This window comes from Devosia sp. J20-27 (genome assembly GCF_055808595.1).
Genome location: NZ_CM147875.1, coordinates 3333495 through 3358648, shown reverse-complemented (window position 1 = coordinate 3358648; position 25154 = coordinate 3333495). Strand labels below are relative to the sequence as shown.

Below are 25154 nucleotides of genomic sequence, written 5' to 3'. Positions count from 1 at the left end.
GTCTTGGCAGAAGGCGCGGCCCCGGGGGGCGCGAGCAATTGCCACGATTGTCAAAAAAGCCGCTAGAGGGCAACAAGCTTCTCCACCCACGGCGGGACGAACCTCGCTGGCCGCTCAGGTCGGCGTTCCCATCGCATAAGTCGATACAGCCTCTGCGGCAGGCTCGGGAGAGCTGGCCGCGAGCCCGTTTAGTGCGGCATCGAGTGTCTCCATTCGTTGCAATCTGGCTGCCTCGGCGACGAAGTTGAAACTCACCAGTTCCCGCCCAGGCACAACAAAACATCCGTTCACCCCGGGTATCGTTGCGCCGCAATAGATTGGCTCCATCATGCCGTCCGTCAGGGGGCCGGCCAGCTGATGTGGCGTCAGCAGGGAGAGCACCACGTCATAGGACCAGAAGGCGAAGAATTTTGGCGTATAGAGGAACGGCAGTAGGCGGGCGAGGCGACGATGCAGCCACAGGGAGGCTGCCTTCTGCTCTGCCTCGAAACCCGTTTCCGGCGCCTTGAGCTGCTCGTCGATGGCTCTGGCATAGGCCGGCAGGTCCGGCCGGTTGTCGAAATCGGCAAAGCGCAGCCGCATGCGCATGAACGGATCGCGATGTTCGCCGCCGCCTTTGGCCATCGTCGTATAGGTGGCCGAAATTCGCTTGCCGGTCGGCGTTCCGGCTGCCGTGAGCATATGCGAGACCAACGCCAAGGACAGCGCCCGCTGGCTGACACCGAGTTCGCGTGCTGCCAGTTGCAGCTTTTTTCGAGGATAGACGCGGCTTCTGCTGCCAAGTTCACCCCCGTGCGGTGTCCACAGCCTCGAGATCGCCAGGTGCACCAAGGCGTTGAAGTAGCCCACAATTCGTCCGCGAAGTGCTGTGGCCGGCGGAACTGGTGGTGCCGACACCACCTCAGGCTCATGCCGGACGCCGCGTGAGCGGCTGAGGTGAGCCGAATCGTCGCCCTCGGTCAGCGCGTGCGCGACCTCGACGAACACGAAGCTGCGCCGGCCCCCGGCATCTGGTCGGTCGGCGAGTTGGGCGACCCGAATACGCAGCATCGGCAGGTCAGGATCGTCGGTGATCCGCGTGACGTCGCCCACCCAGCGGTCCGGCAGACCGTCGAAGTCGCCGACCGTCTCAAGCGAGATGATCCGTTCCAGGACCGAGTCTGCGCAGTCTCCTCCGGCGCCGCGATAGCCGTGCAGGAATTGCGGCGCGGCGCTCGTCAGCGACCGCGCAAGGGCCAGCAGGCGCGGCAGGTCGTACGCGACGGTTGAAAAGGCACCGAAATGCGCGACGGCGCGCTGATGATAAAAGTACCACTGCAGATCGGTGAAATTTGCTGTCGGATCGTAGCCGCGCCCGGGGTGTCCGGGGTGCATCCGCTCCTTGACGTCTGACATCGGCTCTCCAGTTCAAGGCAAGGGCGGTTGCCGACCGTGTGGGTCACCACACCAGAGGTGCTGAAAAGGCGTCTTGACGTGGATCAACCGACCCGCCGAACCCGCAGTTCGGACATCACGCCTGCCGTAGGAACGAGGCCGGTCGGCCGGAGAGGGCGCTCCAGGTGATGGCAGCTCCCACCCCGACGGTCAGCGCCAGAGCGAGCGGCACCACCAGGGCAATCAGTATCGGGTCAACGAGAAACGCCGATTCGAGCACCACACTGACAAACGCCCAGGCTCCCGCAACGCCGAGCAGCACGGCAATCATGGCTGCCAGTCCGCCCACCAGACCGTACTCGATCAAGAAGGAGATGATGAGACTGGTTCGCGTTGCGCCCAGCACCTTGGCAACGGTCGAGTCCGCCTCCCGCTGCCGCCGCCCGGCAGCGACAGCGCCGGCTATGACCAGCACGCCGCTGGCCAGCGCCACGCCACCGACCGTCGAGATCGCCGAGGCGACTGTGTCCATCAGGCTGCGCACGGCGTCGATGGCCTCCTCGATAGGCAGAAACACCAGTTCGGGATAGGTGGCGACAAGCTCGGCCTGCAGCTCGGAAACGGCCCCATCCCTCGCTGTCAGCAGGCCGAAATAGGAAATCGGATAGCCGTCAAGTGCCCCCGGTGACAGAACATAGGGGAAGTTGATGCCGCCACGCTGCCATTCGTAGGATCGGAAACTCGCAACTGTCGCTGCAATCGGCTCTCCGAAGATCACAAAGGTGATCTCATCACCCAGCTTCAGGCCGAGTGGTTTGCGCAGATCATCGGTCACCGACACCAGGGCGGGACCGGCATGACCGGCCGGCCACCACTTGCCGCTCACTATTCGGGAACCCGAAGGAATGTCGGCGGCATATGTCAGCGGCTGCTCGTCACCGAAATAGAGGGTCAGGTCCTTGGGCGGCTCCTTGAGCTCCGGCGGCGCCTTGCCGTTGATGGTGAACGAACTGGCTCGTACCAGTGGCACCGAGGTGAAATCGGCGATGCGGTTGTCCGTTGCCGCCAGGGCCTGGAACGCGGCAACCTCGTCCTCGAACAGATCCATATAGAGGAAATCCGGCGCGTCGACGCGCACGGCCGGGTCGAGTTGGTGGCGCAGGTTGTTCTCGACCAGCGCGATCAACAGCAACAGCGCAACACCCAGCCCCAGCGACAGGATCACCGCCGGCGCCGGCGATCCGGCCCGATGAATTGACTTGATGGCGTTCCTTAGCACGGCGTGGGGCGCCGGCGGCAGCAGTCTTAGGCCGCGCTGCAGCAGGTGCGCCGCCACGCGCAGCACCAGGAAGGCGAGCTGGGCACCAACTCCGTACCAGAAGACGATTTCGACCCGGCCGGTATCCACCACTGCCACTGCGAACAGCCCGGCCATTGCTCCAAGCATCGGCAGCAAGGTTCGCGCCCTGAGCAGGTGCTGCAGCCGCCTGGATCCCCCAGTGACCGATGCAGCGGACCTAAACAGCTGCGCCGGTCGCAGGGCTTCCGCCCGGTTCAGCGGCAGATAGGCAAAGAGAAAGCCCGTCAGCAGGCCGAAAGCTGTCGAAGACAGGATGGAGCGGGCGTCGATGGTCGGCGTCAGCGGCAGTCCAACCGTCGGACCAAGCAGCGGCAGCACGGCCATCGTGAAGCCCACACCGATGGCAAGGCCCAGCACGATGCCGATCATCGTAAGCACCATGATCTGGGTAAGAAAATGCAGCATCACCCGGCCACGCGTGGCGCCCAGGGCTTTCATCGTGGCGATCGATCTCTGTCGTTCGGTCACATAGGCGGAGACCGCGTGGGCAACGCCCAGTCCGCCCATCAGCAGCGCCGACAGGCCGACAACCGTCAGGAAGCGCCGCAGCAAGTCGAAGTAGCGTGACATCTCCTCGGTCGCATCGCCTGGCAGGCTGATGCGCCAGCCCGCGTCGGCAAAGTGCTCCTGCACCACCCGTGCCGCCGACGCTGCGTCGGTCCCGTCGGCGAGCGCAATCTTGTAGCGGTAGCGGGCGAGGCTTCCGGGCTGCAATATGTTGGTCTCGGCAAGGGCGTCGGTCGACATCAGCAGGGGAAATCCGATGGCAACGCCCTGACTCACCTGGTCCGGAACGCTGTTCAGGATGCCCCGGATCTGTAACTCCGCCTTGCCCAGCCGTATGCTGGAGCCGATGCCCAGGCCGAGCCGATCGAGCAGCCGCTGATCAACCAGCACGCCCCGCGCGCCGTCCCGCAATTGCAGTTGCTCGGCCAGCGTGCCATCCCCTTGCGCATCCACCACTCCGCGCAGCGGATAAGCGGCATCGACGGCCCGTACCATGGCCAGCACACTGATACCTTCGGTCTGCGCCCGCCCGATGAAGTCGATGACCTCGCTGACCTCTCCCTGGTCGGCGAACAGTGCGCGTTCGGCCGGGTCAGCGGGCCGATGTGTCAGTCGGAATTCGACATCACCACCCAGCAGGAGCCGCGCATCGCGCGCCAGCGCCGACTGCAGGGAGGCGCCGACCGAGCCCACCATGGCCACGGTGGCAACACCCAGCCCAATGCAGGCGATCAGAATCCAGAAGCTCCGCAGGCCGCCTCGCAGGTCGCTCAGGGCCACCCGGATCAGGCTGAAAAGCGAACGATTCAAGCCATGACCTCGCGATTGACAGTCACTTCCTCAAGCCGCCCCTGGTTCATGCTGAGCGTACGGTCAGCGCGTGCTGCCAGACGGAGATCGTGTGTGATCAGCAGGATTGCCGTACCTCGACCCCGCGCCAGCGAGAACATCTGTTCAATCACGCTCGCGCCTGTGGCCTGGTCCAGGTTGCCGGTCGGTTCATCGGCCAGCAGGATGCGGGGCTCGCCCACAATCGCACGAGCCAGCCCGACGCGCTGCTGTTCCCCGCCCGACAGGGCGCTCGGGAAATGCCCCGCCCGCTCTTTCAGTCCCACCTCGGCAAGTGCATCCAGCGCTGCCCGGCGGATGTCGGCATAGGGACGCGTGGGGTGCGCGATCTCCAGCGTGAAGGCGACGTTCTCGAGCGCAGTCATCGATGGGATGAGGTGAAAGTTCTGGAACAGGATGCCGAAATTGTTGCGGCGGAAGATGGCGAGCCCGTCTTCGTCCAGCGCCTCGATATCGGTGCCATCGATTGAGACCACACCGCTAGTGGCCTTCTCCAGCCCCGCCAGCACCATCAGCAACGATGTCTTACCGCTGCCGGATGGCCCCACGACGGATGCCACCTCGCCTGGCTGCAGGGCGAAGCACACGTCGCGCAGAACGTGCAGCGTCTCCCCGCCAGTGTGGAACAGCAGGTTGACGTCACGGGCTTCAAGGATGGGGGAGGGCACGACGGACAAAACGCCTTCTTTGTTGGGCCTGGCAGGGGGGATCCATCTCGAGCCGGAGTAGTCCACGTCCCTCATGTCCGCGCAACTTACTTCAATCCGGCTATCCACACTTGACCTGAATCAACACGTCACCGCCGTCGCAGCATCGCCGCGGTGGTTGCACTAGGAAGGAGCCGTCACTCCGGCACCGAGATTGCCATTGATCTGGATCAATGCCTGTCCTCGCAGGTCGTGCTACACTTTCTGTCTTGAGACAGCTGGGAGGTCGGAATGATCAATTCGCTCTTGCGTGCCTTGATCGCGCTTTTCTTGCCTGCGCTCGTCGTGAGCTCGGCGATGGGCCAGACATCACCGACTGCCGAAGAAATCCTGGCGGCCTGGATGTCGTCGCAGCATGCCAATGCCGAGTCCGAGGCCTTCCGGCACTGGGATAGCGAAGGCGAGATCCCCGGCAACTGCGCGGTATGCCATTCCTCCACCGGCCTTGTGGACTACGTGTCCGCTCCCCAGTCAAAGCCTGCCCAGATCGATCATCCCGTGCCAATCGGCACCACAGTGGAGTGCGCCACCTGCCACAATCCGGCCAGTGAGGCCCTCAAGGATGTGATTTTCCCGGGCGATACCACCATTGACATGTCCTCGGGGACCCCGGTCTGCGCCGTCTGCCACCAGGGGCGCGCCTCCAGGTCCGACGTCGACAAGGTCGTGGCCGACATTGGCGAGGACGATGTATCGGACCAGCTGGCCTTCGTGAACATCCACTACTCCGCAGCCGCGACCACTCAGCAGGGCAGCGCCGTTGGCGGCGGCTATGAATACGAGGGTCTGAGCTACGCCGGACCGTTCGGCCACGTGCCCGGCTTTTCGAGCTGCGCCAGCTGCCACGATGCCCATGCGACGGTGGTGAAGCTCGAGAACTGCACCACCTGCCATGCGGGCGTCACCGACTTCCGGGCGATCCGGACGACTCCGCTCGACATTCTAGCCGATGGGAACACCGGCATGGGGATTGCCGGTGTCATCGACCAGTTGCACGACCGGCTGGAAGCGGCGATCCTGACCTATGCAAGGGAGAACGTGGGCACGGCCATTGTCTACTCCAAGTCGGCCTATCCCTATTTCTTCAACGACACCAACGGTAACGGCACCTCCGATGCCGACGAGGCGATCTTCCCCAATCGCTACCGGAGCTGGACGCCGCGCTTGCTCAAGGCCGCCTACAACTACCAGTTCGTCGCCAAGGATGGCGGCGCCTTCGCCCACAATCCGCACTATGCGATTCAACTGCTGATCGACAGCACTGCCGATCTGGCGGAAGTCGCAGCGGTTGAGAGCGCCGCCGTAGTGCGACCCTGACCACGGCCGGCCAACGGCCGCCGGCGGGTCTGCCCGACTTGGATGAGTGGCGGACGGTCTGCTAAGGATCGTCCGTCAGCGTCCAAGCGAGTGCCGTGCCAATGACTTTCGATCAGATCTTCCTCTTCGGCCTCCTTGGGCTGGTCTTTGTTTTCCTGATCTGGGGAAAGATCCGGTACGACCTCGTGGCCTTTGCCGCCCTGATCATCGCCGTTGTCGGCGGTGTCATTCCGGCAGAGCACGCCTTTGAAGGGTTTGGCCAGGAGGCGGTGATCATCATCGCACTGGTGCTGATCGTTTCGCGCGCAATGATGAATGCCGGCGCTGTCGAACTCGTGGCGCGGCTGGTCATCTCGGCAGATCGTCCGCTCTCCACCCACATTGGCATCATGTCCATCGCCGGCGCAGCACTCTCGGCCGTCATCAATAACGTCGCCGCGCTGGTGATGCTGATGTCGCTCGATATCGAGGCGGCCGACAAGGGCAAGCGTTCGATCTCGAGTTCGCTGATGCCGCTCTCATTCGCGACGATCCTGGGCGGCATGATCACCATGATCGGCACCCCGCCCAATATCGTTGTGTCGCAGTTTCGCGAGCGCACCCTGGGCGAGCCGTTCGCGATGTTCGACTTCACCCCGGTCGGGCTCGTCTGCGCCGTGATTGGTATTGCCTTCGTGGCCCTCATCGGCTGGCGGCTCCTGCCATCAGTGCCGGGCAAGGCTGCCGCCGGATTGTCAGGCGAGCAGGGGCTCTTTGTGGCCGAGGGTACCGTCGGCGAGGACTCCAAGAGCATCGGCAAGACCCCGGACGACCTGCAGTCGGCGGCGGACGATCACGACATCACCCTTCTCGGTCTGGTCCGCAAGGGCAAGCGCTTGCCCGGATTCTCGGCTGCCACCGAGCTGGTGGCGGGCGACATGCTCGTCCTCGAGGGCGACCCCAAGTCCATCGAAGCTTTCCTCGGCGCCGTTGATCTCGAGGCGCCGGGCAGCGAGGAGCATGTCGGCCTGCGCGGCAAGTCCCTCACGCTGATGGAGGCCATTGTCCCCGACAATGCCCGCATGGTCGGCCGGACGGCGCTCAGCCTCGGGCTGCGCAATCGTCGCGGCGTGGCGCTGCTTGGCGTCGCGCGTCAGGGCCGGCGCTTTCGCGAGCAGGTCCGCAAGCTGACGATCCGGCCCGGTGACGTGGTGCTGCTGCTCGGACCGGAAAGCCGTGTCGCCGATGCTGCGGAATGGCTTGGCGTGCTGCCGCTCGCCGAAAAGAGTCACGCCGTTCTGCAGCGCAGCAAGGCGCTGTTTGCCATCGGCGTTTTCGCTGCCGCGGTGGCTGGTTCGGTGATGGGGCTGTTTCCGCTCGCCATTGCCTTGGCCATCGTCGTCGGCATCTACGCGCTGTTCAACATCGTTGGCGGCCGCGAGGTCTATGAATCGGTGGAATGGCCGATCATCGTTCTCCTCGGTTCCCTCATCCCGCTCGGCCTGGCGCTCGAGAGTTCGGGAGGGACGCAACTGATCGCCGATGGCATCCTGGCGCTGGCCGGCGCGTTGCCAACCTGGGCCATCCTGACCCTGCTGATGATCGTGACGATGACGCTGTCGGACTTCCTCAACAATGTCGCCACCGCGCTCATTGCCGCGCCGGTCGGGCTTTCGATCGCGCAGTCGCTGCAGGTGTCGCCCGACCCGTTTCTCATGGCGGTGGCCGTCGCCGCGTCGTGCGCCTTTCTCACCCCGATCGGGCACAAGAACAACACCATCATCATGGGCCCCGGAGGCTATAGCTTCGGCGACTATTGGCGCATGGGCCTGCCGCTTGAAATCATCATCATCACCGTTTCGGTGCCAGCCATCCTGTTCTTCTGGCCGCTGTAGCGGCGCTGCGGCGTCTGTGCGCGATTTGACACGCGTCAAGTCTGCGCCGCGCTGACCGCCTAGGCTCGGTATCAGGATCGCGCCCGTGCGACCGCGCGGGTCTGGTCAGCTCTGTCGTCAACCGACCGGGCGACCTCGCCTGATCCGCAGGAGGACAGCATGGCACTCGACGTACTGCTACCGATCGCGACATATCCCGATGCCGTTTCCACGTCCGACCTCGCGGCCGCTCTGGGCATGTGCGCCCGTATCGGCGCGCGGGTCACCGCGCGGGCGCAGGAGGCGGACATCCCGCCCATTCACAATATCCTGGGCGAGGCCGCGCTCAATCTGACGCAACTCATCCAGGAGATCGAGGCGCGCAGCAGGGGGCAGGCCACCGATCTCTGTGCCTTTGCCGAAGAGCAGGCCGCTGCGCTTGGCGTCGAGATCAATACCGGCACCATCCGGTGTCGACCGGAGGCCTTTGGCGAGCACCTCGTCGAACTCGCGCGCTTCCATGACCTGACCATGTCGATCTGCAACAAGGCGGAGCCGGAGCGGCAGTCCGACCGCGAAGCCCTTATCTTCGGGTCGGGCGGTCCGGTCATCCTCGTGCCTGATGCCAGTCGCCTGCAGAAGCAGGTAACTGACCCGCTCGCCGTAATGGTCGCCTGGGACGGCGAGCGTGCGTCCTCGCGCGCGCTTCGCGACGCCATGCCGTTGCTCACGGCCGCCGCCAGTGTATCCATCCTCAGCATCGGCGATGACAAGACGATTGATCTCGACTCGGTGTCTGCCATCCGCACCTATCTCGATCACCACGGCATCAGCACGGAACACGTCGAGGCGACGCGTGGCACAGCCGATATCGGCAGCGCGCTGCAGGACGCGGCCCTCGCCCGTGACAGCGATCTGCTGGTCATGGGCGCCTTCGGCCACAGCCGGTTTCGCGAATTTGTCCTCGGCGGTGCCACGCAAACTGTCCTGAGCGCACCCCGCCTGCCGATCCTGCTGTCGCACTGATCGGCGCGACCCGCCGCCTCCGGTTGATGCAAATCAATCCCGGCGGCCGACCGGCCGCTAGTATCGCCTCAACACACGGGAGCTGGACATGGAAATTCGCAACATAGCTGTCGCCGTCGATTTTGACGGCATCGATGATGATCTCGTGGCGCTGGCGTCCGACCTGGCGCGTCAGCATGGGGCGACGCTGACCGGCATTACCGCTGCCGAACCTCCCATGGCCGGCGCGCTCTACGAGGAGGGGAGGGCGGAGAATAGTGCCGCGATGGTCGCAGCCAAGCATGCCTTCGCCATGCTTGTACCCTCGGGTGTGCAACATCGCTTTGTGGACTACCATCTCAAGCCCGAGGGCGCCGTCATCGCCACGGCACGCTCGGTCGATCTGATCATCGTCGGCTCTCCGGCGCTCAGCCGGAAAAGTCGCAATCCCGTCGACATCGGCGCGGTGCTGGTCAGTGCCGGACGCCCGGTGCTCGTCGCCGCTGCCGGCGAGCGGACGCTCAAGGCCGAAAGGATCGTGGTCGCCTGGAAGGATACCAGGGAGGCCCGCCGCGCCGTCGCCGACAGCCTGCCGTTCCTCAAGGCGGCAGAGGACGTCTATGTGGTCGTGGTCGATGAGGGCAATCTGGCAACCGAGCGCGCCAGCATGCTCGATGCCGTAGCCTGGCTCGCGTCACACGACGTCAAGGCCCACGGTGACGTGCTGCCCAAGGTTGGAACCGCGGCGCAGTCGATCGCAACTGCGGCAGCGACGGCGGGCGCCGGCCTGATCGTCAGCGGCGCCTACGGTCACAGCCGCCTGCGTGAGTGGGCACTCGGAGGAATGACGCGTGACCTGCTCGCTGCGCAGGACATCAGCAGGTTCTTCTCCAACTAGGACGTGTCGCTCGCTGTAGCGTCCTAGTCCAGCAGCTCAACGGGTCGGGAGCGAAATGACGGTCAGGATTTCAGGCCTAAGACTCCGGTTCGGTCCGGAGCCGCAATACGGCACGGTATCCACCGCGATGCCGGACTCGATCGCATTGCTGGGCGAGGACATGCCGGGCCTGCGTCCGAGGTTTGCCGTCGAGCAGGGCGCCCGCGTCGCCGCAGGCGACCTGCTGTTCGAGGATCGGACCCGGCCCGAACTGCGTTACGTTTCCCCTGCCTCCGGAACCGTCAAGGAGCTCCGTCTCGGGCCGCGCCGCAGCCTTGAACATCTGCTCATCGCTGTCGGCGGCGACAACTCGGCGACGTTTGCCGTGCCTCCGGTCCTCGAGCGAAGCGCGCTCGTTGACCTGATGATCGGCGCCGGGCTTTGGATCCGGCTGCGCACCCGTCCGTTCGATCGGGTGCCAAGGTCGTCCGCGGTCCCCGATGCGCTGTTTGTCACGGCGATGGATACACGCCCCTTGTCGCCCGACCCGGCTACCATCATCGCATCCCGCAGCGCGCAGTTTTCGACCGGGCTCGACGCCATACGCCGGCTGACGAGTGGCAAGACCTATCTCTGCCACGCAGCCGGCGCCTCCCTGCCGACCGTCGAAGGCGTCACTGCTACTGCGATATCGGGTGCTCACCCGGCGGGACTGGCAGGCGCACACATTCACCACCTCCATCCGGTTGGCGCCGGTGGCAGCGTCTGGCACATCGGCTATCAGGATGTGCTTGAGCTCGGCCATCTCCTGTCCACCGGACGAATCTGGGGGCGTCGCATCGTCGGACTGGCCGGGACCGCGGTGGGCCAGCCGGCACTGCTCGAGACATTCTGCGGTGCGGATCTCCATCAACTCAGCCATGGTCGCCTGCAAGGCGGGCATCTGCAGCTGATGTCGGGCTCACCTCTCGACGGTCGAGTTGCCCACTATCTGGCACAGGGGCATCTGCAGGTGTCCGCCATGTCACACCGGACTTCCGGTCGTCCCCCAACCTGGTCCCGTCTGCTGGTCGACCGGATTCTGCGCGGCGGCGACGCCATTATTCCCAATGCGCTGCACGAACAGGCCGCTCCCCCCGGCATTCTGCCGGTGCCGCTTCTGCGGGCCATTGCCGTCGGTGATGCCGATACCGCGCGCCGCCTTGGCGCCCTCGAACTGGCTGAGGAGGACTTGGCGCTACTGACCTATGTCGATCGCCGGGGCAGCGACTTTGGCGGCATGCTGCGCAAGGTGCTCAATGAGCTGGAGTCGCAACTATGATGCGCCCGGGCCTCATCGATCTTGCCAGACCCGCTGTCATGCAGGGGCAGGTGCCGGTTCTGCTGGCCCTGCTGCCACCTTTCGGCTGGCTGCTGCTGGTCCAGGGGCCATCCCTCGGTTTGCGGTTTCTTGTCGTTGTCGCCGTTGTGCTTGTCTGGCAACTCCTCTTCCAGCGCACCCGTCGGCAGGAGTTCGGGCTCGAAGGAGTCAGCATGGCCGTGCTGGTAGCCATGCTGGTTCCGGAGGCTGCGCCGCTCTGGCAACTGGCGCTTGGAAGCACCTTCGGCGTGGTGATCGGCCTGCTGATCTTTGGCGGTCAGGGACGCAATCTCCTCAACCCGGCAGTGGCCGCTCTGACCTTCCTGATGTTCTCGTTCGTCGATGACGGCTATCGGGCGACCTCCGACATTCCAATCCTCGCGGTCATGCCGGCGTTGCTGATCCTGCTGGCTTCAGGGCAGGTGAACTGGCGCGTCCTCGCTGGCGCCATGGCCGGCTTCGCCGGGCTCGTCTGGTTGCAGGACATGGCCGGCGGCATGGAGGTGATTGGCAGCGGGCTGTTCTGGCTCGTGCTGGTCTTTCTTGTTGCCGATCCGGTGGCGTCTGCATCCACCAACTGGGGCAGGCTGGGCTACGGGCTGCTGTTCGGTGTGCTCGCAGTTCTGTTCCTGCAGGCAGGCACGGTGCAGAGCGCCCTGATCTTTGCGGCACTGACCGCGTCCATCTTCGCATCGCTTGTCGACCGGCTGGTGATCGCCATCAATGTCGCAAGGAGGGCGCGCCGCCATGGCTGACAACAAGCCCGCCGGCCTCTGGCAGAAGTTCCTCGCGCGTCCCAACACCGATCGCGTGAAGACTGTTGGCATTGCGCTGATTGTCGCCATGACCTGCGGGCTCGCAGTCTCCTCCGTCGCCGTACTGTTGCGCCCCGTCATCCAGTCCAACCTGAAGGCCGAGCAGCGCGCCGCCATGAGTGCGATGCTCGACAGCGTCCCCGGTATGGCCGACATCCTTGGCGAAACCGGCGCCGACATTGCCGAGGTCCTGATTGTCGATCTCGATGCCGGCAGCATTGCCACCGGCATTGATGTCGCAACCTTCGATCAGGCCGCCGTCACCGCCGATCCCGAGACCAGTACGGCGCTTGCCGCTGAAGACGACCTGGCTGGAATCGGACGCCGCGAAAACTACGCTCAGGTTTACCTCGTCCGGCAGGACGGCCAGCTGGCGCTCCTGGTGTTGCCGATCTACGGCAAGGGCTACCAGTCGACGATCCGTGCCTACCTGGCACTCGAGGCCGATCTCGAGACCGTCGCCGCTCTCACCATCTACGAGCAGAGCGAGACGCCCGGCCTCGGCGCCCGCATCAGCGACCCGGCCTGGCAGGCGCAGTGGCCCGGCAAGTCGATCGGCACGGACGGCGCAGTCGACATCGAGGTGGTGCGTGGCAAGGCCGATGGTCCCAACCAGGTCGATGGCGTGTCCGGTGCATCCATCACCGGGCTCGGCGTGACCAACATGATCCGCTTCTGGCTTGGCCCGCAGGGCTTCGGCCCCTGGCTTCAGACACTGCGCGACGGAGGCGAGTAAATGGACAAGCGCTTTTCGACTGTCACCAATCCGCTCGTCGACCAGAACCCCGTGACGGTGCACATCCTTGGCATCTGCTCGGCGCTGGCGGTGACGACCTCCGTCACCACGGCGCTGACCATGGCGGTCGCCCTGACGGCCGTACTCGCCGTCTCGTCCGGACTGATCAGTCTGATCCGGCACCACCTGCCATCCTCCATCCGCCTGATCGTGCAGATCACCATCATTGCTTCGCTTGTGGTGATCATCGACCAGTTGCTGCAGGCCTACGCCTTCGCCATCAGCCAGCGCCTCTCGGTCTTTGTCTCGCTCATCGCCACCAACTGCATTGTCCTCGGTCGCACCGAAGCATTCGCCCAGCACAATCCGCCGCTGCCTTCGGTCCTCGATGCCATCGGCAATGGCGCCGGATATGGTCTCGTGCTGCTCATCGTCGCGGTGATCCGCGAACTCTTCGGCGCCGGCACGCTCATGGGATTTGCCGTCCTGCCTCTGGCCGCCGATGGTGGCTGGTTCGAACCGATGCGTCTGATGCTGCTGGCGCCGAGCGCCTTCATCATTCTTGGCCTTCTCGTCTGGACGGTGCGCAGCCTGCGTCCGGACCAGCAGGAAGCGCGTGCCTTCGTCTCCATGGAAGCGGACCGGCAGGTGGCACCATGATCGACCTCTTCCAGCGCGCCGTCTTCGAGGAGAACCTCGCACTCTCGTTCTTCCTGGGCATGTGCACCTACCTGGCCGTGTCCAATCGGGTCGAGACTGCGGCCGGGGTGGGCATCGCCCTGACCCTGGTGCTGACCATCAGCGTGCCGCTCAACCATCTGCTCTATGCCTATGTACTCAGCGCCGGCGCGCTCGGCTGGCTTGGCCTGCCGGAGGCCGACCTTGGTTTCATGAGGCTCATCATCTTCATCGGCATTGTCGCCGCCCTGGTGCAGATGCTCGAGATGCTGCTGGAACGCTTCGTCCCGGCCCTGCATCGGGCCCTCGGCATCTATCTGCCGCTGCTGGCGGTCAATTGCGCCATCCTCGGTGGCAGCCTCTTCATGGTGGAGCGCGACTACGATCTGGCTGAAAGCGCCGTCTACGGGCTGGCCGCCAGCATCGGTTGGCTGCTCGCCATCACCACGCTTGCGGCCATCCGCGAACGGCTGCGCTACGCCAATCTGCCCAAGGGGCTGGAAGGCCTCGGCATGGCCTTCATCGTCACCGGCCTCATCTCCATGGCCTTCTCGGCCTTTGTGGGAGTGCGGGTGATATGATCGAGATCCCGCTCGCCCTTCTTGCCACAACCATCCTCATCGGGACGCTGGCCTTGCTGCTTGATGTCGCGCGCAAGACCCTGCGCCCGTCAAGGCCCGTGACCATCACGGTCAACGGCAGCAGGACCATTGCCGGATCGACCAATCGTCGGCTGCTGTCCATTCTCAACGAGAACGGCGTTGCCATCCCCTCGGCCTGCTCGGGGGCCGGCACCTGCGGGTTGTGCCGGGTTGAACATCTGACGGGCGCCGGCCAGCCCTTGCCGATCGAGATTGCGCGCCTGTCGCCCGCCGAACTGCGGCAGGGCGCACGTCTCGCCTGCCAGGTCACGGTGCACCAGGACCTTGAGGTGACGGTGGACGAAGCGGTCCTCGGCGTCACCAGCATGATCTGCGAGATCGTCGACGTGCGGCCGCTGACACCGCTGATCCGCGAGATCACGTTGGCACTTCCCGCTGCGGTCGATTTCGCGTTCGAGGCCGGCGGCTTCGTTCAGGTCACCGCGCCGCCATACGAACTGGTGTTTGCGGAAATGGACGTTCCCGAAGCGCATCGGCCAATGTGGACCGGCCTCGCTCTCAACGACCTGCAGGCGAGCAGCAGCGAGCCGGTGTCACGTGCCTACTCCATTGCTAGCCCGCCAAGCGAAAAGCAAAGGATCGTCCTCGACATCCGCCTCGCTACGCCGCCTCCTGGCGTTCCCGGCGCAATGCCCGGCCTTGTTTCGTCCTGGCTCTTCGCGCGCCGGCCGGGCGACAAGGTGGAGCTGGCCGGCCCCTATGGCCACTTCAAGGCTCAGGACACTGACCGAGAGATGGTCTTCATCGGCGGCGGTGTCGGCATGGCGCCGCTCCGCTCCATCATCGTCGATCAGCTGGAACGGGTGGGCACCAGCCGCCGCATCAGTTTCTGGTATGGCGCGCGTTCGCGCCCGGAGCTCTTCTATGTCGAGCAGTTCGACGACCTCGCAAGACGCTACCCCAATTTCAGATGGACCGCGGCCCTCTCCGATCCCGCTGCGGCCGACGACTGGCAAGGTGCGACCGGTTTCATCCACAACGTTGCCTACGAGGCCTATCTCAAGGACCACCCGGCGCCGGCTGACTGCGAATACTACCTCTGCGGTCCGCCGCTGATGATTCAGGCGGTCTACGCCATGCTCGACGATTGCGGTGTCGAGCCGGATGCCATCTTCAACGACGATTTCGGGAGCTAGCCATGGCGATCAATCGACGGCAGATTCTGCAGGGTGTAGTGGCCGCCGGACTCCTGTCGGCGCTGCCGGCCTACGGCCGTGACACCGTCCGCCTCTCCGGGCCTGCCTTCGGCACCCGCTGGTCAGTCACCTTGCCTGATGGCGCGCCCGATGGTCTGGGCGAGGACCTCGCCGCGGTGCTCGAACGGATCGACCAGACGATGAGCCCGTTCCGCGACGACAGCGAGATCTCCGGTTTCAACCGGGCGGGGGCCGGCAGCCAGTTCGCCAGCGATGAGTTCGCTCTGGTCACGCGTGAAGCCCTGCGCATTGCGGCACTCACCGACGGCGCCTTCGACCCGACAGTCGGACCCGTGGTCGGGCGCTACGGCTTCGGCCCTCTGCATGGCGAACGTGTAGGCGACTACTCCAGTGTTGCGTGTAGCGCGGCCGGCATCACCAAGTCGCTGCCCGGCCTGTCACTCGACCTCTGCGGCATCGCCAAGGGCTATGCTGTCGATGCGCTGGCCGACCGGCTGCGGTTTCATGGATACCAGAACTTCCTGATCGACATCGGGGGCGAATTGCGCGCCGCCGGGCTGGGACCTGACGGCCACCGCTGGCGGCTGGGCGTTGCCGATCCCATTGCCGGTGGCACGGCAGCCCGCTTCGAGGCATCCGACCTGGCTCTCGCCACCTCGGGCGATGCGATCAACGTCTACGAAGTCGCGGGCCGCCGCTATAGCCACATTATCGACCCGGGGCAGGGTGAGCCCGTGCACAACTCGGTTGCCTCCGTCTCGGTGGCGCATGCGTCGGCCATGACCGCCGATGGCCTTGCCACCGCCATGATGGTGCTGGGAGCTACCTCCGGACTCGAGCTTGCCGAAGCTCTAGACCTTCCCGTCCTCTTCCTGTTGCGGAACGATGCCGGCGGGCTGACATTGTCCGCCAGTTCCGCCTTCACGGCGCTGCGCACGAGCTAGGAGCAGATCATGCAAACCATCATTGCCGCGACCATCGCCATCGGACTTGTCATGCTCGGCCTGGCGCTCGGCGTCCTCTTCGGGCGTCCGGCCATCAAGGGCTCGTGCGGTGGCCTTGCCTGTGGTGGCGCCTGCCGGGCCTGTCCCAGCCGCAAGGAAACGTCATCGTGAGTGAACCTGCCCTGCAGCGCGTCGCCGAAGTCATGACGGCCAATCCCCTGACGCTCACTCCGGGTCTCGAGATCGTACGGGCCGTTGCCTTGCTACTGAAGAACGACATCTCGGGCGCCTGCGTTCTCGACGACGAAGGCGAACTGGTCGGCATCCTTACCATGCGTGACTGCCTGAAGGCCGCGCTCAGTGCGTCCTACTACAAGGAATGGGGCGGTACCGTCGCCGACTACATGTCAAAGGACCCGCAGGTGCTTGAGGCCGACGACGACCTGGTCAGCGCCTGCGAGTTCATGATCACCAGCCCGCATCGCCACTTCCCCATACTCCGTCGCGGGGAGTTTGCCGGGCAGCTGAGCCGCACCGATGTGCTGAAGGCCCTGAGCGGACAATGGAAGTAGAATGACGCGCCTGTTGGTGCGCACAATCAGACAACAAGGGAGCTTCATGCCATGAGCTACACGATCAACCGCACCTTCGAAGGCGCCGCCTTCGCCGACATCGACGCCCGCACCCGGGCGGCGCTATCCGACAAGGGCTTCGGCGTGCTGACTGAAATCGACGTCGCCGCCACGATGAAAAAGAAGCTCGATGCGGACATGCCTGCATACCGCATTCTGGGCGCCTGCAATCCGAAAATGGCCTACCAGGCTATCGGCATCGAACCCCGCGTCGGTGCCATGCTGCCCTGCAACGTCATCCTGCGTCAGGTCGGAAACGCGGTGGAGGTCAGCGCCATTGATCCGGTGGCATCGATGCAGGCAATCGACAATGCCGAACTGCATGCCGTCGCCGGTTCGGTGCGCGACCTGCTGTCGGACGCCGTCGCTGCTATCTAGTCCGGCCGCATTCTGCCATCCACGGCGTCAGTTGGTGACGCGCCGCGCAATCGCAGTGCCGCTGCTCACCCCTGACGACGGGTAGAGGATCACGCTGTCTCCCGCCTCAAGGCCCTCGAGGACCTGAGCGGCGACGCCGTTGTTCCTGCCGATGGTCACTGGGCGGAGGACCGCAGTGCCGTTCTCCGCCTTGAACACTGCCCACTGCTCACCGTTGCGAAAGAGCGCACTGGACGGCACGCGCAGCGCGTCGTCAGCCTGCCAGACGATGATCCGCGCCTCGACACGATAGCCATGCCCGAGCGCCTGGCGCTCCTCTCTGGGACCGGTGAGCGCAATCGTCACCGGCACCCTCTGTTCCTCGACTCCCAATGCCGAGAACTTGGTGATGCCGAAGGGGTCGATGCGCCGGACCTCACCCTGCAATGAGGCCTCGCCGCCCCAGTCGTCGATGATTGCCGGATTGCCGACCTGGATCTGCACAGCATCGGACGAGATCAGTTCGACCACCACCTCCAGTTCCCCGTCGATATCGCCGATTTCCATGATCGGGGCACCGGCCGGGAGCGTCGTCTCGCTCTGCTGGATGATCCGTAGGATGCGCCCGTCGGCGGGGGCGAACAGCGGAATGCTGTCGTCTCTGGCATTGCCGATGGCGGCCGCCAGCCCTTGGTCGTCGAAACCGATGAGCTGCGCGCGGGCATTCGCGCGCTCGGCCTCGCGTACGGAAATCGCGGCTTCGGCCATTTCGACGGCCGCCTCGGCCACGCGAAAGTTCTGCCTGGCGCGGTCCAGCGCTGCCTCGCTGGAGATCTCCTGCGCGGCCAGTCGCTCGGTACGCGACAGCTCGGTCTGCGCGAAGTCCCGGCTGGCCATGGCGGAGTTGAGATCGGCGCGGGCCACGCGAAGGGCCGCCTCCGCCGCCTGCACCGCCGCCTGCGCCTGTTCGCGGGTCCGCACATCGAGGACTGCGGGGTTCGTCGGCAGCATCTGCGCCACAACGGTTTGGCCGCGCACCACCGGATCCCCCGGGTTGACCTCCACCCGCTTGAGGCGACCCGCTACAGGTGTGGAGACCACATAGGCCTCGCTCACGCGCGTCCTGCCTTCCTCGTCGATCGTCAGCATCATGGCGCCTCGCGTGACCTCGCCCAGATCGACCATCACCGGCCGTGGCCAGAAGGCCGCCGCCAGTGCCGCCGTGATCAGTCCGCCGGCGAGCAGCGAGAGGATGAGACGGGATTTTCGTTTTGCTCTTGCCACCGTCTACTCCCGTGTCTTCAATGCTTCGATAAGGTCGGCCCGGTCGAGGTCGCGCTTGACCAGCCAGCCGGAGACGATGGCCGCCAGCAGCACCACCAGAATGCCCTGGCCCTGGCTTGGAGCGTCGAACACGGCCGGAATCTGGTAGAGATCGGTCGAGAACCCTGCAGCAATACCGAACGATAGATAATAGCCCAGAACGGCGCCGACCGGCAGCGCTGCCAGTGTCACCACGGCCAGTTCACCCAGCAGCACGAACGCCACCTCGCCCTTGGTGAAGCCGATGACGCGCAGGCTGGCGAGGTCGCGGGTCCGTTCGGCAAATGCGATGCGCGCGGCATTGTAGACGATGCCGAAGGTGATGAGGAACGCGATGGCTCTCATCACATAGCGAATGGCGCCGGCGCCGGTGTTCATCAGCGTCACGAAGGCATCGAGCGCCTGCGATTTCAGGCTGACGCCCGCCACAGTCGGCATGTCCTGCAGGGCCGCATAGATTTCGTCGGCTCGCGCGTCGTCGATCATCAGATAGGCGCCCGACACCCTGTCCGGCTCCCGCAAGGCTCGGTTGAGCGCCTCGAGATCCATATAGGCGGGCGACCCCAGCAAGGTCTCCGCGATGCCTGACACTGGTACCGCCAGTACCGGCTGACGCCCCTCGCGCACGTCCACCGTCAGCGTCTCGCCCGGCTTGATAGCAAGCATGTCGGCCAGTACGCTCGACAGCACGACGCCGGTCTCGGGCAGGTCGATGGGGACCATCTGGTCGTTGAGGGCACGACTGAGCTCGGCGCCCTCGGGCATGCCGATCAGCGCGCCGCGGAAGCTGTTGAGCCCGTTGCGGAGGACTGCGGCCACCGTCCGCGTCGCCTCGACGCGCTGCACGCCAGGCAGGCGTGCCAGTTCGAACAATGTCTTGTCGCTGACCGGATGGGTGAAGGTGACGGTCACGTCACTGCGATCGACGACCGAAAAGGTCAGGTCGATTGTCTGGTCGAACCCGGCATAGATCGTGATCATCGATACCGACAGCGCCATGCCCGAAGCAATGCCGATCGTGGCCAGTGCCATCCGGCCCGGCTGACGCGTGATGCGGCGCATGACCATGCGCGACGGCTGGTCGAGATAACGCCCCAGCAGACGCCCGAAATGGCCCGTCCTGCTGAAGTCCGGTGGCGTCGGCGGGCGCATGGCAGTAGCCGGCGTCAGGGCAAAGACCCGGCGCAGGACCATGAGTCCACCAGCCGATGCCGCGAGAATGCTGACGGTGACGCCGCTCGTGAAGGACGCCGGGTCAAGCTGGAACACGAGAAACGGGAACTTGAAGTAGTTGGTGTAAAAGCCGATCAGCGCGCGTCCGGCGCCGATGCCGCCGAGGCAGCCGGCCAGCGCACCGCCGGCAGCGATGGCGAGGATCAGCTTGAAATAGTGCCATCCCACCTCGCCATTGGTATGCCCGAAGGCCTTCATCAGTCCGATCTGACCGCGCTCCGCCTGCACGATGCGACCGATGACGATATAGAGCAGGAAGGCTGCGACCATCAGAAAGATCGGTGGCACGCCCGCCGCGGCCGCCTGGAGTCCGGATATCTCTTCGGTCACGAACCGGTTCGAGGTCTGATCCGCCAGTCCGTAGGCGCCTGATCCGCCATAGGGGTCGAGTACTCTGTCCACGGCGGCAAGCGTGGCTTGCTCGCTGGCGCCGCGGGCCAGCCCGATCAGCGCCTCGTTGAACGCGCCTTCCATGTCATAGGCCGCTGCAAGGCCGGATCGCCCCAACCAGATGACGCCGAAGCGCGCCTCGTCGGGAACCAGTTCGCCCGGCGCGGTGGTGTAGAGAAACTCCGGGCTCTGGGCGAGGCCGACAATATCAAAGCTGCGCCTCGTCCCGTTCATCGTGGCGCGCAGCGCATCGCCCGGCCGCAACCCGTGCGCCTGCGCGAAACCCTGCAGCAGCAGCACCTCGTCGGGCCGCCCCGCGGCAGGCAGCCGCCCGTCGGTCAGGAAGACATCGTTGAGCGCCGGCCGGCCGCGATCGGGCAGGGAGACCGCCTGGGCCTGGACCGGCAGTATCTGTCCCGGTACGTCGATCAGCGCGCGGCCCTGCACTCTGGTTTGCACCGACGCCACGCCGGGCAGGGCGGCCAGCCGCTCCGCCAGCCGTTCCGGAGCCCGGCTGGCCGGCGCAAAAATGTCTGCCAGCCGGTAGCGTTCATAATAGGCGTCGCGCGTTTCGGTGAGTGATATTGTCAGGCCCGTCATCATCACCAGCATCATCACGCCCACGCCGATGACAGCGCCGATCGCAATGGCCTGCCCCTTGATACGCCAGAGATCGCGCAGCAGCTTGCGGTCGAGCGGGCTCACCACTCGATCTCCTCGGGACTGACCTTCGCCTGGTTGCGCACCACCTCGCGGATGGCGCCGTCCGCGAAGTGGATCACCATGTCGGCCATGGCCGCGGTATTGGCATTGTGCGTCACCATCAGCACTGTCGATCCGAGCCGCGCATTGACGTCCCGTAGCACGGTCAGCACCGTCCGTCCGGTGGCGCTGTCGAGTGCTCCGGTCGGTTCGTCGCAGAACAGCACCTCGGGCTGCTTGGCAACAGCGCGCGCAATCGCCACCCGCTGCTGCTCGCCACCCGACAGTTGCGCGGGGAAGTGGTCGGTCCGCCCCTCCAGCCCGACCAGCGACAGCGCCTCATCGGGATCCATCGGATTGGCTGCAATTTCGGTCACCAGTTCGACATTCTCGTGCGCCGTCAGGCTGGGCATCAGATTGTAGAACTGGAAGACGAAACCGACATGGTTGCGACGGTAGCGCGTCAATTCCGCATCCGTCATCTCGGTCAGGCACTGGTCGCGGAAGTGCACTGTTCCGGCTGTACCACGGTCGAGCCCGCCAATGATGTTGAGCAAAGTGGACTTGCCGGAGCCGGAGGGACCGAGCAGGACCACGATCTCGCCTTGCGGAATCTCCAGATCAACGCCCCGCAGGGCATGCACCGCCGTGCGCCCCTCGCCATAGACCTTGGTCAGGCCTCGCGTCGTGAAGGCCGGGCCGGTCACGATCGACCGAGCAGAATGGCGTGCGGGCAGGGTATTCTCATGGCCCGGACAATACGACGGCGCCACGGCAAGTCCAACACCCGCTGGAGAGAAACGGCTGCAACAAAAGTGTCGCAATCGCCGGCTCTTCGAAGCATGTCGTTAATAGCCGCGGCCGTATATTTGCGGCATGGCAAGACACCAGGCGACTGCTGACCTGTTCCGCTTCGACCAGAGCGATGCGCTGCTGCGCAAAGTGATGGAAAGCGCGGCTGTGGGCATGACGCTCGTCGGTGCCGACGGCCGGACCATCTATGCCAACCATGCTTTCGAGGCGATGCTGGGCTACGCACCGGACGCATGCCTGGGCCTGTCGATGGATGCCATGATCCACAGTGCCGATCTGCACGCCGTAATGCTGCGGTTCGATCAGCTCATGCGCGGCGAAATCGCTGACTTCGGCATCGATTGCCGGATGTCGCACATGGATGGCACCCCGCTCTGGGTTCACGCCACGGCGTCCCTGTTGCGCAGCGAGCATACCGGCGCGCCCTTGTACGTGATCGCTCAGCTGACCAATATCGACGCCCAGAAGCGCGCCGAGGAGGCCCTGGCCTATACCGAGCGCCGCTGGAACGCCGCGCTCGAAGCGGCGGGGCAGGGCGTCTGGGATCACGACATCCGCACCGACAAGATGTTCTATTCACGGATGTGGCGGACGATGCGCGGCTTTGCGCCGGACGAAGAGGTCGATGGCTCGCAGGAAGCCTGGCTGTCGCGCATGCACCCCGACGACGTCCCGCGTGTACTCGCCACGGTCGCCAAGCAGGATGCCGGCGTCGACGGCTACGACACGCTTGAATACCGCGAGCGGCATCGCGACGGGCACTACCTCTGGATTCTCAGCCGCGGCAGGCCCGTCGAGTGGGACAGCAACGGCAAGGCCGTGCGTACCGTCGGCACCGATACCGACATCACGCGTCTCAAGACGACAGAAGCCCAGCTTGCGGCCCAGAAGGAACGGCTGCGCGTCACGCTTCAGTCGATCGGCGACGGTGTCATCACCATCGACGAGAACAGCCGCATCACCTTCATGAACCCCACCGCCGAGGAAATGACCGCCTGGAGCTTGGAAGAAGCCCAGGGCAGGCGTCTGACCGAGGTCTTCTCGATCGTTGAGGAGGCCAGTGGCCGCACTGCCTGCAGCCCTGTGGATCGCTGCCTCACCGAGGGCGTCATCACCCATCTCAATGAGGATGTCAGCCTGATCGGCCGCGATGCCACCAGTCGCAATGTCCAGAGTTCGGCCTCGCCGCTAAAGACCCCCGACGGCGAGACGGTCGGCGCCGTTCTGGTGTTCCAGGATGTTACCAACAGCCGTGCCCTGCAAAAGCAGCTGGCCCATACCGCAACGCACGATGCGCTTACGGGGCTGGCCAATCGTCTCGCCTTCGAACGGGCGTTGATCAGCGTCACCGACGAGGCGCGCCGTGAATTGCGGACTCATGCGCTCTGTTTTGTCGATCTCGACTTCTTCAAGCCGGTCAACGACACCGCCGGCCATGCAGCCGGTGATGCGCTGCTCTGCCGGGTGGCGCAGATCATCCGCAACTCGTGCCGTCGCCAGGATTTCGCTGCCCGCATCGGCGGCGACGAGTTTGCCTTGCTGCTGGCCGACTGCTCGGCCACTGCGGCGAGACGCGTCGCCCAGAAGCTTGTCGACGCCATCGCCGCATTCGAGTTCGTCTGGGAGGGCAAGACCTACCGGATCGGCGCCAGCGTCGGCATCACCGCGATCTCGGGCGGTGCTGGCACCCCGGCCGACCTGATGAGTGAGGCCGACTCGGCCTGCTATGTTGCCAAGGCCAGCGGTCGCGGCCGCATCGCCGTCTACGAACCGGAAGCTCAGCTCAGCCGGTAGATCCGTTCCGCGTTGCGGTGCAGGAGCTTGGCCTTCTCGTCTTCACTGCAACCGGCAATGATCTCTCGCGTTGCCCCGACCCAGCCCGTGAGGTCGGCGAACAGCGTCACCACAAAGTGGTCGCTGCCCCACACCACCCGGTCCCATCCGAAGGCGCCGATCACGTACTCGACATAGGGGCGAACCTGGTCGACCGTCCAGTCCTCCGTCACGTTGGCGAGAACGCCCGAGACTTTGCAGACGACATTCGGGCTCGCCGCAATGGTGTCGATGTGGCGGGTCCAGCTGTCCCACTCTCCTTCGGCAATCTTCGGGTTGCCGCAGTGGTCGAGCACGAACTGCACCTCTGGCGCCGCCGCCACCAGCCGCTCTGCGATTTCCAGCTCATGGCTTTTCACGCAGATGTCAAAGGTCAGGTTATGGGCCGGGAGCCGCTTCAGATTTTCGATGAACAGCGGCTGCTGCGACAGTTCGGGCGGGCGCCCCTGCAACAACCGCCGGATGCCTTTGACCCCACCCAGCGCCTTCAGTTTGTCGAGATAGGCCGGGAAGTCCTGATGCTCCGGTCGGCCGTTGGCAATCGCGGCAATGACCTTGGGATGCACCTCGAGCGCAAAGGCACTCTCTTCCAGCATTTGCGCCTCGGCGACATCAACCTCCATGTGGATCGCCGCCGTGATCCCCAGCTTGTCCGCTTCCGCCCAGTAGTCTTCCGCCAGCCATGGCCGGTTGAGCTTCGGGGAGCCCGCCAGCCACGGGTAGGAAAGGGTATCGGGATAAACCAGATGGAGGTGGGTATCGATGATGTGCATGGAGGCTCCGGAGGCTAGGCAATTGGGCTAACATGTCAGTCCAGCCTTGTCCAAGCCACCCCCCCGCGTTACCAACAGCCGCACTAATTCTGGAGGACGATTTCATGGCCGATCTGACCGGCAAGATCACGCTCATCACTGCGGCTGCCCAGGGCATCGGCCGCGCCTCGGTGGAGGCTTTCGCGCGGGCCGGGGCCCGGGTCATCGCCACCGACATCAATGCCGAAAAGCTCAGGGAGCTCGATGGCCTGGCCAATGTCACGACCCGCGTGCTCGACGTGCTGTCGGCCGACGAGGTCAACAAGGCCGTGGCCGAGATCGGCCGCATTGACGTGCTCTTCAACTGCGCCGGCGTCGTCCATTCCGGCTCGGTACTCGAGATGGCCGACAAGGACCTCGACTTCGCCTTCGACCTCAATGTCTGGGCCCAGATCCGCACCATCAAGGCCATCCTGCCGCAGATGCTCGAACGCCGCGACGGCGCCATCATCAACATGTCGACCGTGGCCAGTTCGGTGACCGGCGTGCCCAACCGCGCTGCCTACTCGATCTCCAAGGCGGCGGTCATCGGCCTGACCAAGTCCATGGCCGCCGACTATACCGACAAGGGCATCCGGGTGAACGCCATCGCGCCGGGCACGGTCGACAGCCCCAGCCTGCACGAACGCTGGCACGCCACCGGCGACTTCGAGGCAGCCAGGAAGGCCTTCATCGCCCGCCAGCCGATCGGCCGCATCGGCCAGCCCTCCGAGATCGCCGATCTCGCCGTCTATCTCGCCGGCGCCACCTACACCACCGGCCAGGTCCACATCATCGACGGCGGCTGGACGGCCTGATTGCCGAGGGACCGTTAGAAAGAAAACGGCGGCCTCTAGGCCGCCGTTTCGTCATTATGGC

Annotated in this window: 23 protein-coding genes; 16 read left to right on the top strand and 7 right to left on the bottom strand. The window is 65.0% G+C overall.

Going from position 1 to position 25154, the window contains the following annotated elements; all coding sequences use genetic code 11:
- Positions 1 to 114: 114 nt before the first annotated feature.
- The 3 genes from AC0L4C_RS16665 to AC0L4C_RS16655 form a co-directional block, all read right to left on the bottom strand.
- Positions 115 to 1395, bottom strand: a complete 1281-nt coding sequence (locus AC0L4C_RS16665; RefSeq protein WP_473400827.1) for a hypothetical protein — start codon at positions 1393 to 1395, stop codon at positions 115 to 117.
- A 115-nt stretch (positions 1396 to 1510) separates the two neighbouring features.
- Complete coding sequence (locus AC0L4C_RS16660) at positions 1511 to 4051, bottom strand: ABC transporter permease (RefSeq protein ID WP_473400826.1); 2541 nt, start codon at positions 4049 to 4051, stop codon at positions 1511 to 1513.
- Complete coding sequence (locus AC0L4C_RS16655) at positions 4048 to 4758, bottom strand: ABC transporter ATP-binding protein (protein ID WP_473403542.1); 711 nt, start codon at positions 4756 to 4758, stop codon at positions 4048 to 4050. The genes AC0L4C_RS16660 and AC0L4C_RS16655 overlap by 4 nt, the downstream gene beginning before the upstream one ends.
- 336 nt (positions 4759 to 5094) lie before the next feature.
- Between AC0L4C_RS16655 and AC0L4C_RS16650 the strand changes: the two genes are divergently transcribed.
- The 14 genes from AC0L4C_RS16650 (at position 5095) to AC0L4C_RS16585 (ending at position 17211) form a co-directional block, all read left to right on the top strand.
- Positions 5095 to 6114 (top strand): polyheme membrane-associated cytochrome C, encoded by a 1020-nt coding sequence (locus tag AC0L4C_RS16650; protein WP_473400825.1) that lies wholly within the window; start codon positions 5095 to 5097, stop codon positions 6112 to 6114.
- 101 nt (positions 6115 to 6215) lie between these two features.
- A complete protein-coding gene (locus AC0L4C_RS16645; protein ID WP_473400824.1) occupies positions 6216 to 7988 on the top strand; it encodes an SLC13 family permease in 1773 nt (590 codons plus the stop codon).
- 159 nt (positions 7989 to 8147) lie between these two features.
- Positions 8148 to 8993, top strand: coding sequence for a universal stress protein (locus AC0L4C_RS16640; RefSeq protein WP_473400823.1), 846 nt, complete (start codon positions 8148 to 8150; stop codon positions 8991 to 8993).
- Between the two features lie 88 nt (positions 8994 to 9081).
- Positions 9082 to 9870: a universal stress protein gene (locus AC0L4C_RS16635; RefSeq protein ID WP_473400822.1), complete on the top strand. Its 789-nt coding sequence runs from the start codon at positions 9082 to 9084 to the stop codon at positions 9868 to 9870.
- Between the two features lie 55 nt (positions 9871 to 9925).
- A complete protein-coding gene (locus AC0L4C_RS16630) occupies positions 9926 to 11170 on the top strand; it encodes a hypothetical protein (protein ID WP_473400821.1) in 1245 nt (414 codons plus the stop codon).
- Positions 11167 to 11964, top strand: coding sequence for an RnfABCDGE type electron transport complex subunit D (locus tag AC0L4C_RS16625; protein ID WP_473400820.1), 798 nt, complete (start codon positions 11167 to 11169; stop codon positions 11962 to 11964). Before AC0L4C_RS16630 ends, AC0L4C_RS16625 begins: the two co-directional genes overlap by 4 nt.
- The gene (gene nqrC / locus AC0L4C_RS16620) at positions 11957 to 12760 is read left to right on the top strand and encodes an NADH:ubiquinone reductase (Na(+)-transporting) subunit C (RefSeq protein WP_473400819.1); all 804 of its coding nucleotides are present in this window, start codon (positions 11957 to 11959) and stop codon (positions 12758 to 12760) included. Before AC0L4C_RS16625 ends, nqrC begins: the two co-directional genes overlap by 8 nt.
- The gene (locus tag AC0L4C_RS16615) at positions 12761 to 13420 is read left to right on the top strand and encodes an NADH:ubiquinone reductase (Na(+)-transporting) subunit D (protein ID WP_473400817.1); all 660 of its coding nucleotides are present in this window, start codon (positions 12761 to 12763) and stop codon (positions 13418 to 13420) included.
- Positions 13417 to 14019 (top strand): NADH:ubiquinone reductase (Na(+)-transporting) subunit E, encoded by a 603-nt coding sequence (nqrE, locus tag AC0L4C_RS16610; protein ID WP_473400816.1) that lies wholly within the window; start codon positions 13417 to 13419, stop codon positions 14017 to 14019. The genes AC0L4C_RS16615 and nqrE overlap by 4 nt, the downstream gene beginning before the upstream one ends.
- Entirely contained in the window at positions 14016 to 15236 is a 1221-nt protein-coding gene (gene nqrF, locus AC0L4C_RS16605; RefSeq protein ID WP_473400815.1) for an NADH:ubiquinone reductase (Na(+)-transporting) subunit F, read from the top strand. Before nqrE ends, nqrF begins: the two co-directional genes overlap by 4 nt.
- 2 nt (positions 15237 to 15238) lie before the next feature.
- On the top strand, positions 15239 to 16201 hold the full coding sequence (locus AC0L4C_RS16600; protein WP_473400814.1) for an FAD:protein FMN transferase: 963 nt from the start codon (positions 15239 to 15241) through the stop codon (positions 16199 to 16201).
- Positions 16202 to 16210: 9 nt separating this feature from the next.
- Positions 16211 to 16372 (top strand): hypothetical protein, encoded by a 162-nt coding sequence (locus AC0L4C_RS16595; protein WP_473400813.1) that lies wholly within the window; start codon positions 16211 to 16213, stop codon positions 16370 to 16372.
- The gene (locus AC0L4C_RS16590) at positions 16369 to 16773 is read left to right on the top strand and encodes a CBS domain-containing protein (protein WP_473400812.1); all 405 of its coding nucleotides are present in this window, start codon (positions 16369 to 16371) and stop codon (positions 16771 to 16773) included. The genes AC0L4C_RS16595 and AC0L4C_RS16590 overlap by 4 nt, the downstream gene beginning before the upstream one ends.
- A 51-nt stretch (positions 16774 to 16824) precedes the next feature.
- Entirely contained in the window at positions 16825 to 17211 is a 387-nt protein-coding gene (locus tag AC0L4C_RS16585) for a DUF302 domain-containing protein (RefSeq protein WP_473400811.1), read from the top strand.
- A 27-nt stretch (positions 17212 to 17238) separates the two neighbouring features.
- Here the strand turns inward: AC0L4C_RS16585 and AC0L4C_RS16580 are convergent, their stop codons facing one another.
- From AC0L4C_RS16580 to AC0L4C_RS16570, 3 genes are read right to left on the bottom strand one after another with little or no spacing between them, the layout of a single operon-like run.
- A complete protein-coding gene (locus AC0L4C_RS16580) occupies positions 17239 to 18474 on the bottom strand; it encodes an efflux RND transporter periplasmic adaptor subunit (protein WP_473400809.1) in 1236 nt (411 codons plus the stop codon).
- Between the two features lie 3 nt (positions 18475 to 18477).
- Positions 18478 to 20841 (bottom strand): ABC transporter permease, encoded by a 2364-nt coding sequence (locus AC0L4C_RS16575; RefSeq protein WP_473400808.1) that lies wholly within the window; start codon positions 20839 to 20841, stop codon positions 18478 to 18480.
- Complete coding sequence (locus AC0L4C_RS16570; RefSeq protein ID WP_473400807.1) at positions 20838 to 21545, bottom strand: ABC transporter ATP-binding protein; 708 nt, start codon at positions 21543 to 21545, stop codon at positions 20838 to 20840. Before AC0L4C_RS16570 ends, AC0L4C_RS16575 begins: the two co-directional genes overlap by 4 nt.
- A gap of 169 nt (positions 21546 to 21714) precedes the next feature.
- On the opposite strand from AC0L4C_RS16570, the gene AC0L4C_RS16565 reads away from it, so the two are divergent.
- Positions 21715 to 23445, top strand: coding sequence for a PAS domain S-box protein (locus AC0L4C_RS16565; RefSeq protein ID WP_473400806.1), 1731 nt, complete (start codon positions 21715 to 21717; stop codon positions 23443 to 23445).
- Here the strand turns inward: AC0L4C_RS16565 and AC0L4C_RS16560 are convergent.
- A complete protein-coding gene (locus AC0L4C_RS16560; protein ID WP_473400805.1) occupies positions 23430 to 24257 on the bottom strand; it encodes an amidohydrolase family protein in 828 nt (275 codons plus the stop codon). The two genes, AC0L4C_RS16565 and AC0L4C_RS16560, sit on opposite strands and share 16 nt — an antisense overlap.
- A 104-nt stretch (positions 24258 to 24361) precedes the next feature.
- On the opposite strand from AC0L4C_RS16560, the gene AC0L4C_RS16555 reads away from it, so the two are divergent.
- Positions 24362 to 25093, top strand: a complete 732-nt coding sequence (locus AC0L4C_RS16555; RefSeq protein WP_473400804.1) for an SDR family oxidoreductase — start codon at positions 24362 to 24364, stop codon at positions 25091 to 25093.
- Positions 25094 to 25154: the final 61 nt, after the last annotated feature.

What these genes read in the sequence shown, in the direction of transcription:
- AC0L4C_RS16565 (WP_473400806.1), top strand. Translation starts at nt 21,715, where the DNA reads ATGGCAAGACACCAGGCGACTGCTGACCTGTTCCGCTTCGACCAGAGC.
- AC0L4C_RS16645 (WP_473400824.1), top strand. Translation starts at nt 6,216, where the DNA reads ATGACTTTCGATCAGATCTTCCTCTTCGGCCTCCTTGGGCTGGTCTTT.
- AC0L4C_RS16640 (WP_473400823.1), top strand. Translation starts at nt 8,148, where the DNA reads ATGGCACTCGACGTACTGCTACCGATCGCGACATATCCCGATGCCGTT.
- nqrF (WP_473400815.1), top strand. Translation starts at nt 14,016, where the DNA reads ATGATCGAGATCCCGCTCGCCCTTCTTGCCACAACCATCCTCATCGGG.
- AC0L4C_RS16635 (WP_473400822.1), top strand. Translation starts at nt 9,082, where the DNA reads ATGGAAATTCGCAACATAGCTGTCGCCGTCGATTTTGACGGCATCGAT.
- nqrE (WP_473400816.1), top strand. Translation starts at nt 13,417, where the DNA reads ATGATCGACCTCTTCCAGCGCGCCGTCTTCGAGGAGAACCTCGCACTC.
- AC0L4C_RS16630 (WP_473400821.1), top strand. Translation starts at nt 9,926, where the DNA reads ATGACGGTCAGGATTTCAGGCCTAAGACTCCGGTTCGGTCCGGAGCCG.
- nqrC (WP_473400819.1), top strand. Translation starts at nt 11,957, where the DNA reads ATGGCTGACAACAAGCCCGCCGGCCTCTGGCAGAAGTTCCTCGCGCGT.
- AC0L4C_RS16625 (WP_473400820.1), top strand. Translation starts at nt 11,167, where the DNA reads ATGATGCGCCCGGGCCTCATCGATCTTGCCAGACCCGCTGTCATGCAG.
- AC0L4C_RS16595 (WP_473400813.1), top strand. Translation starts at nt 16,211, where the DNA reads ATGCAAACCATCATTGCCGCGACCATCGCCATCGGACTTGTCATGCTC.
- AC0L4C_RS16555 (WP_473400804.1), top strand. Translation starts at nt 24,362, where the DNA reads ATGGCCGATCTGACCGGCAAGATCACGCTCATCACTGCGGCTGCCCAG.
- AC0L4C_RS16650 (WP_473400825.1), top strand. Translation starts at nt 5,095, where the DNA reads ATGGGCCAGACATCACCGACTGCCGAAGAAATCCTGGCGGCCTGGATG.
- AC0L4C_RS16560 (WP_473400805.1), bottom strand. Translation starts at nt 24,257, where the DNA reads ATGCACATCATCGATACCCACCTCCATCTGGTTTATCCCGATACCCTT.
- AC0L4C_RS16585 (WP_473400811.1), top strand. Translation starts at nt 16,825, where the DNA reads ATGAGCTACACGATCAACCGCACCTTCGAAGGCGCCGCCTTCGCCGAC.
- AC0L4C_RS16665 (WP_473400827.1), bottom strand. Translation starts at nt 1,395, where the DNA reads ATGTCAGACGTCAAGGAGCGGATGCACCCCGGACACCCCGGGCGCGGC.
- AC0L4C_RS16615 (WP_473400817.1), top strand. Translation starts at nt 12,761, where the DNA reads ATGGACAAGCGCTTTTCGACTGTCACCAATCCGCTCGTCGACCAGAAC.
- AC0L4C_RS16600 (WP_473400814.1), top strand. Translation starts at nt 15,239, where the DNA reads ATGGCGATCAATCGACGGCAGATTCTGCAGGGTGTAGTGGCCGCCGGA.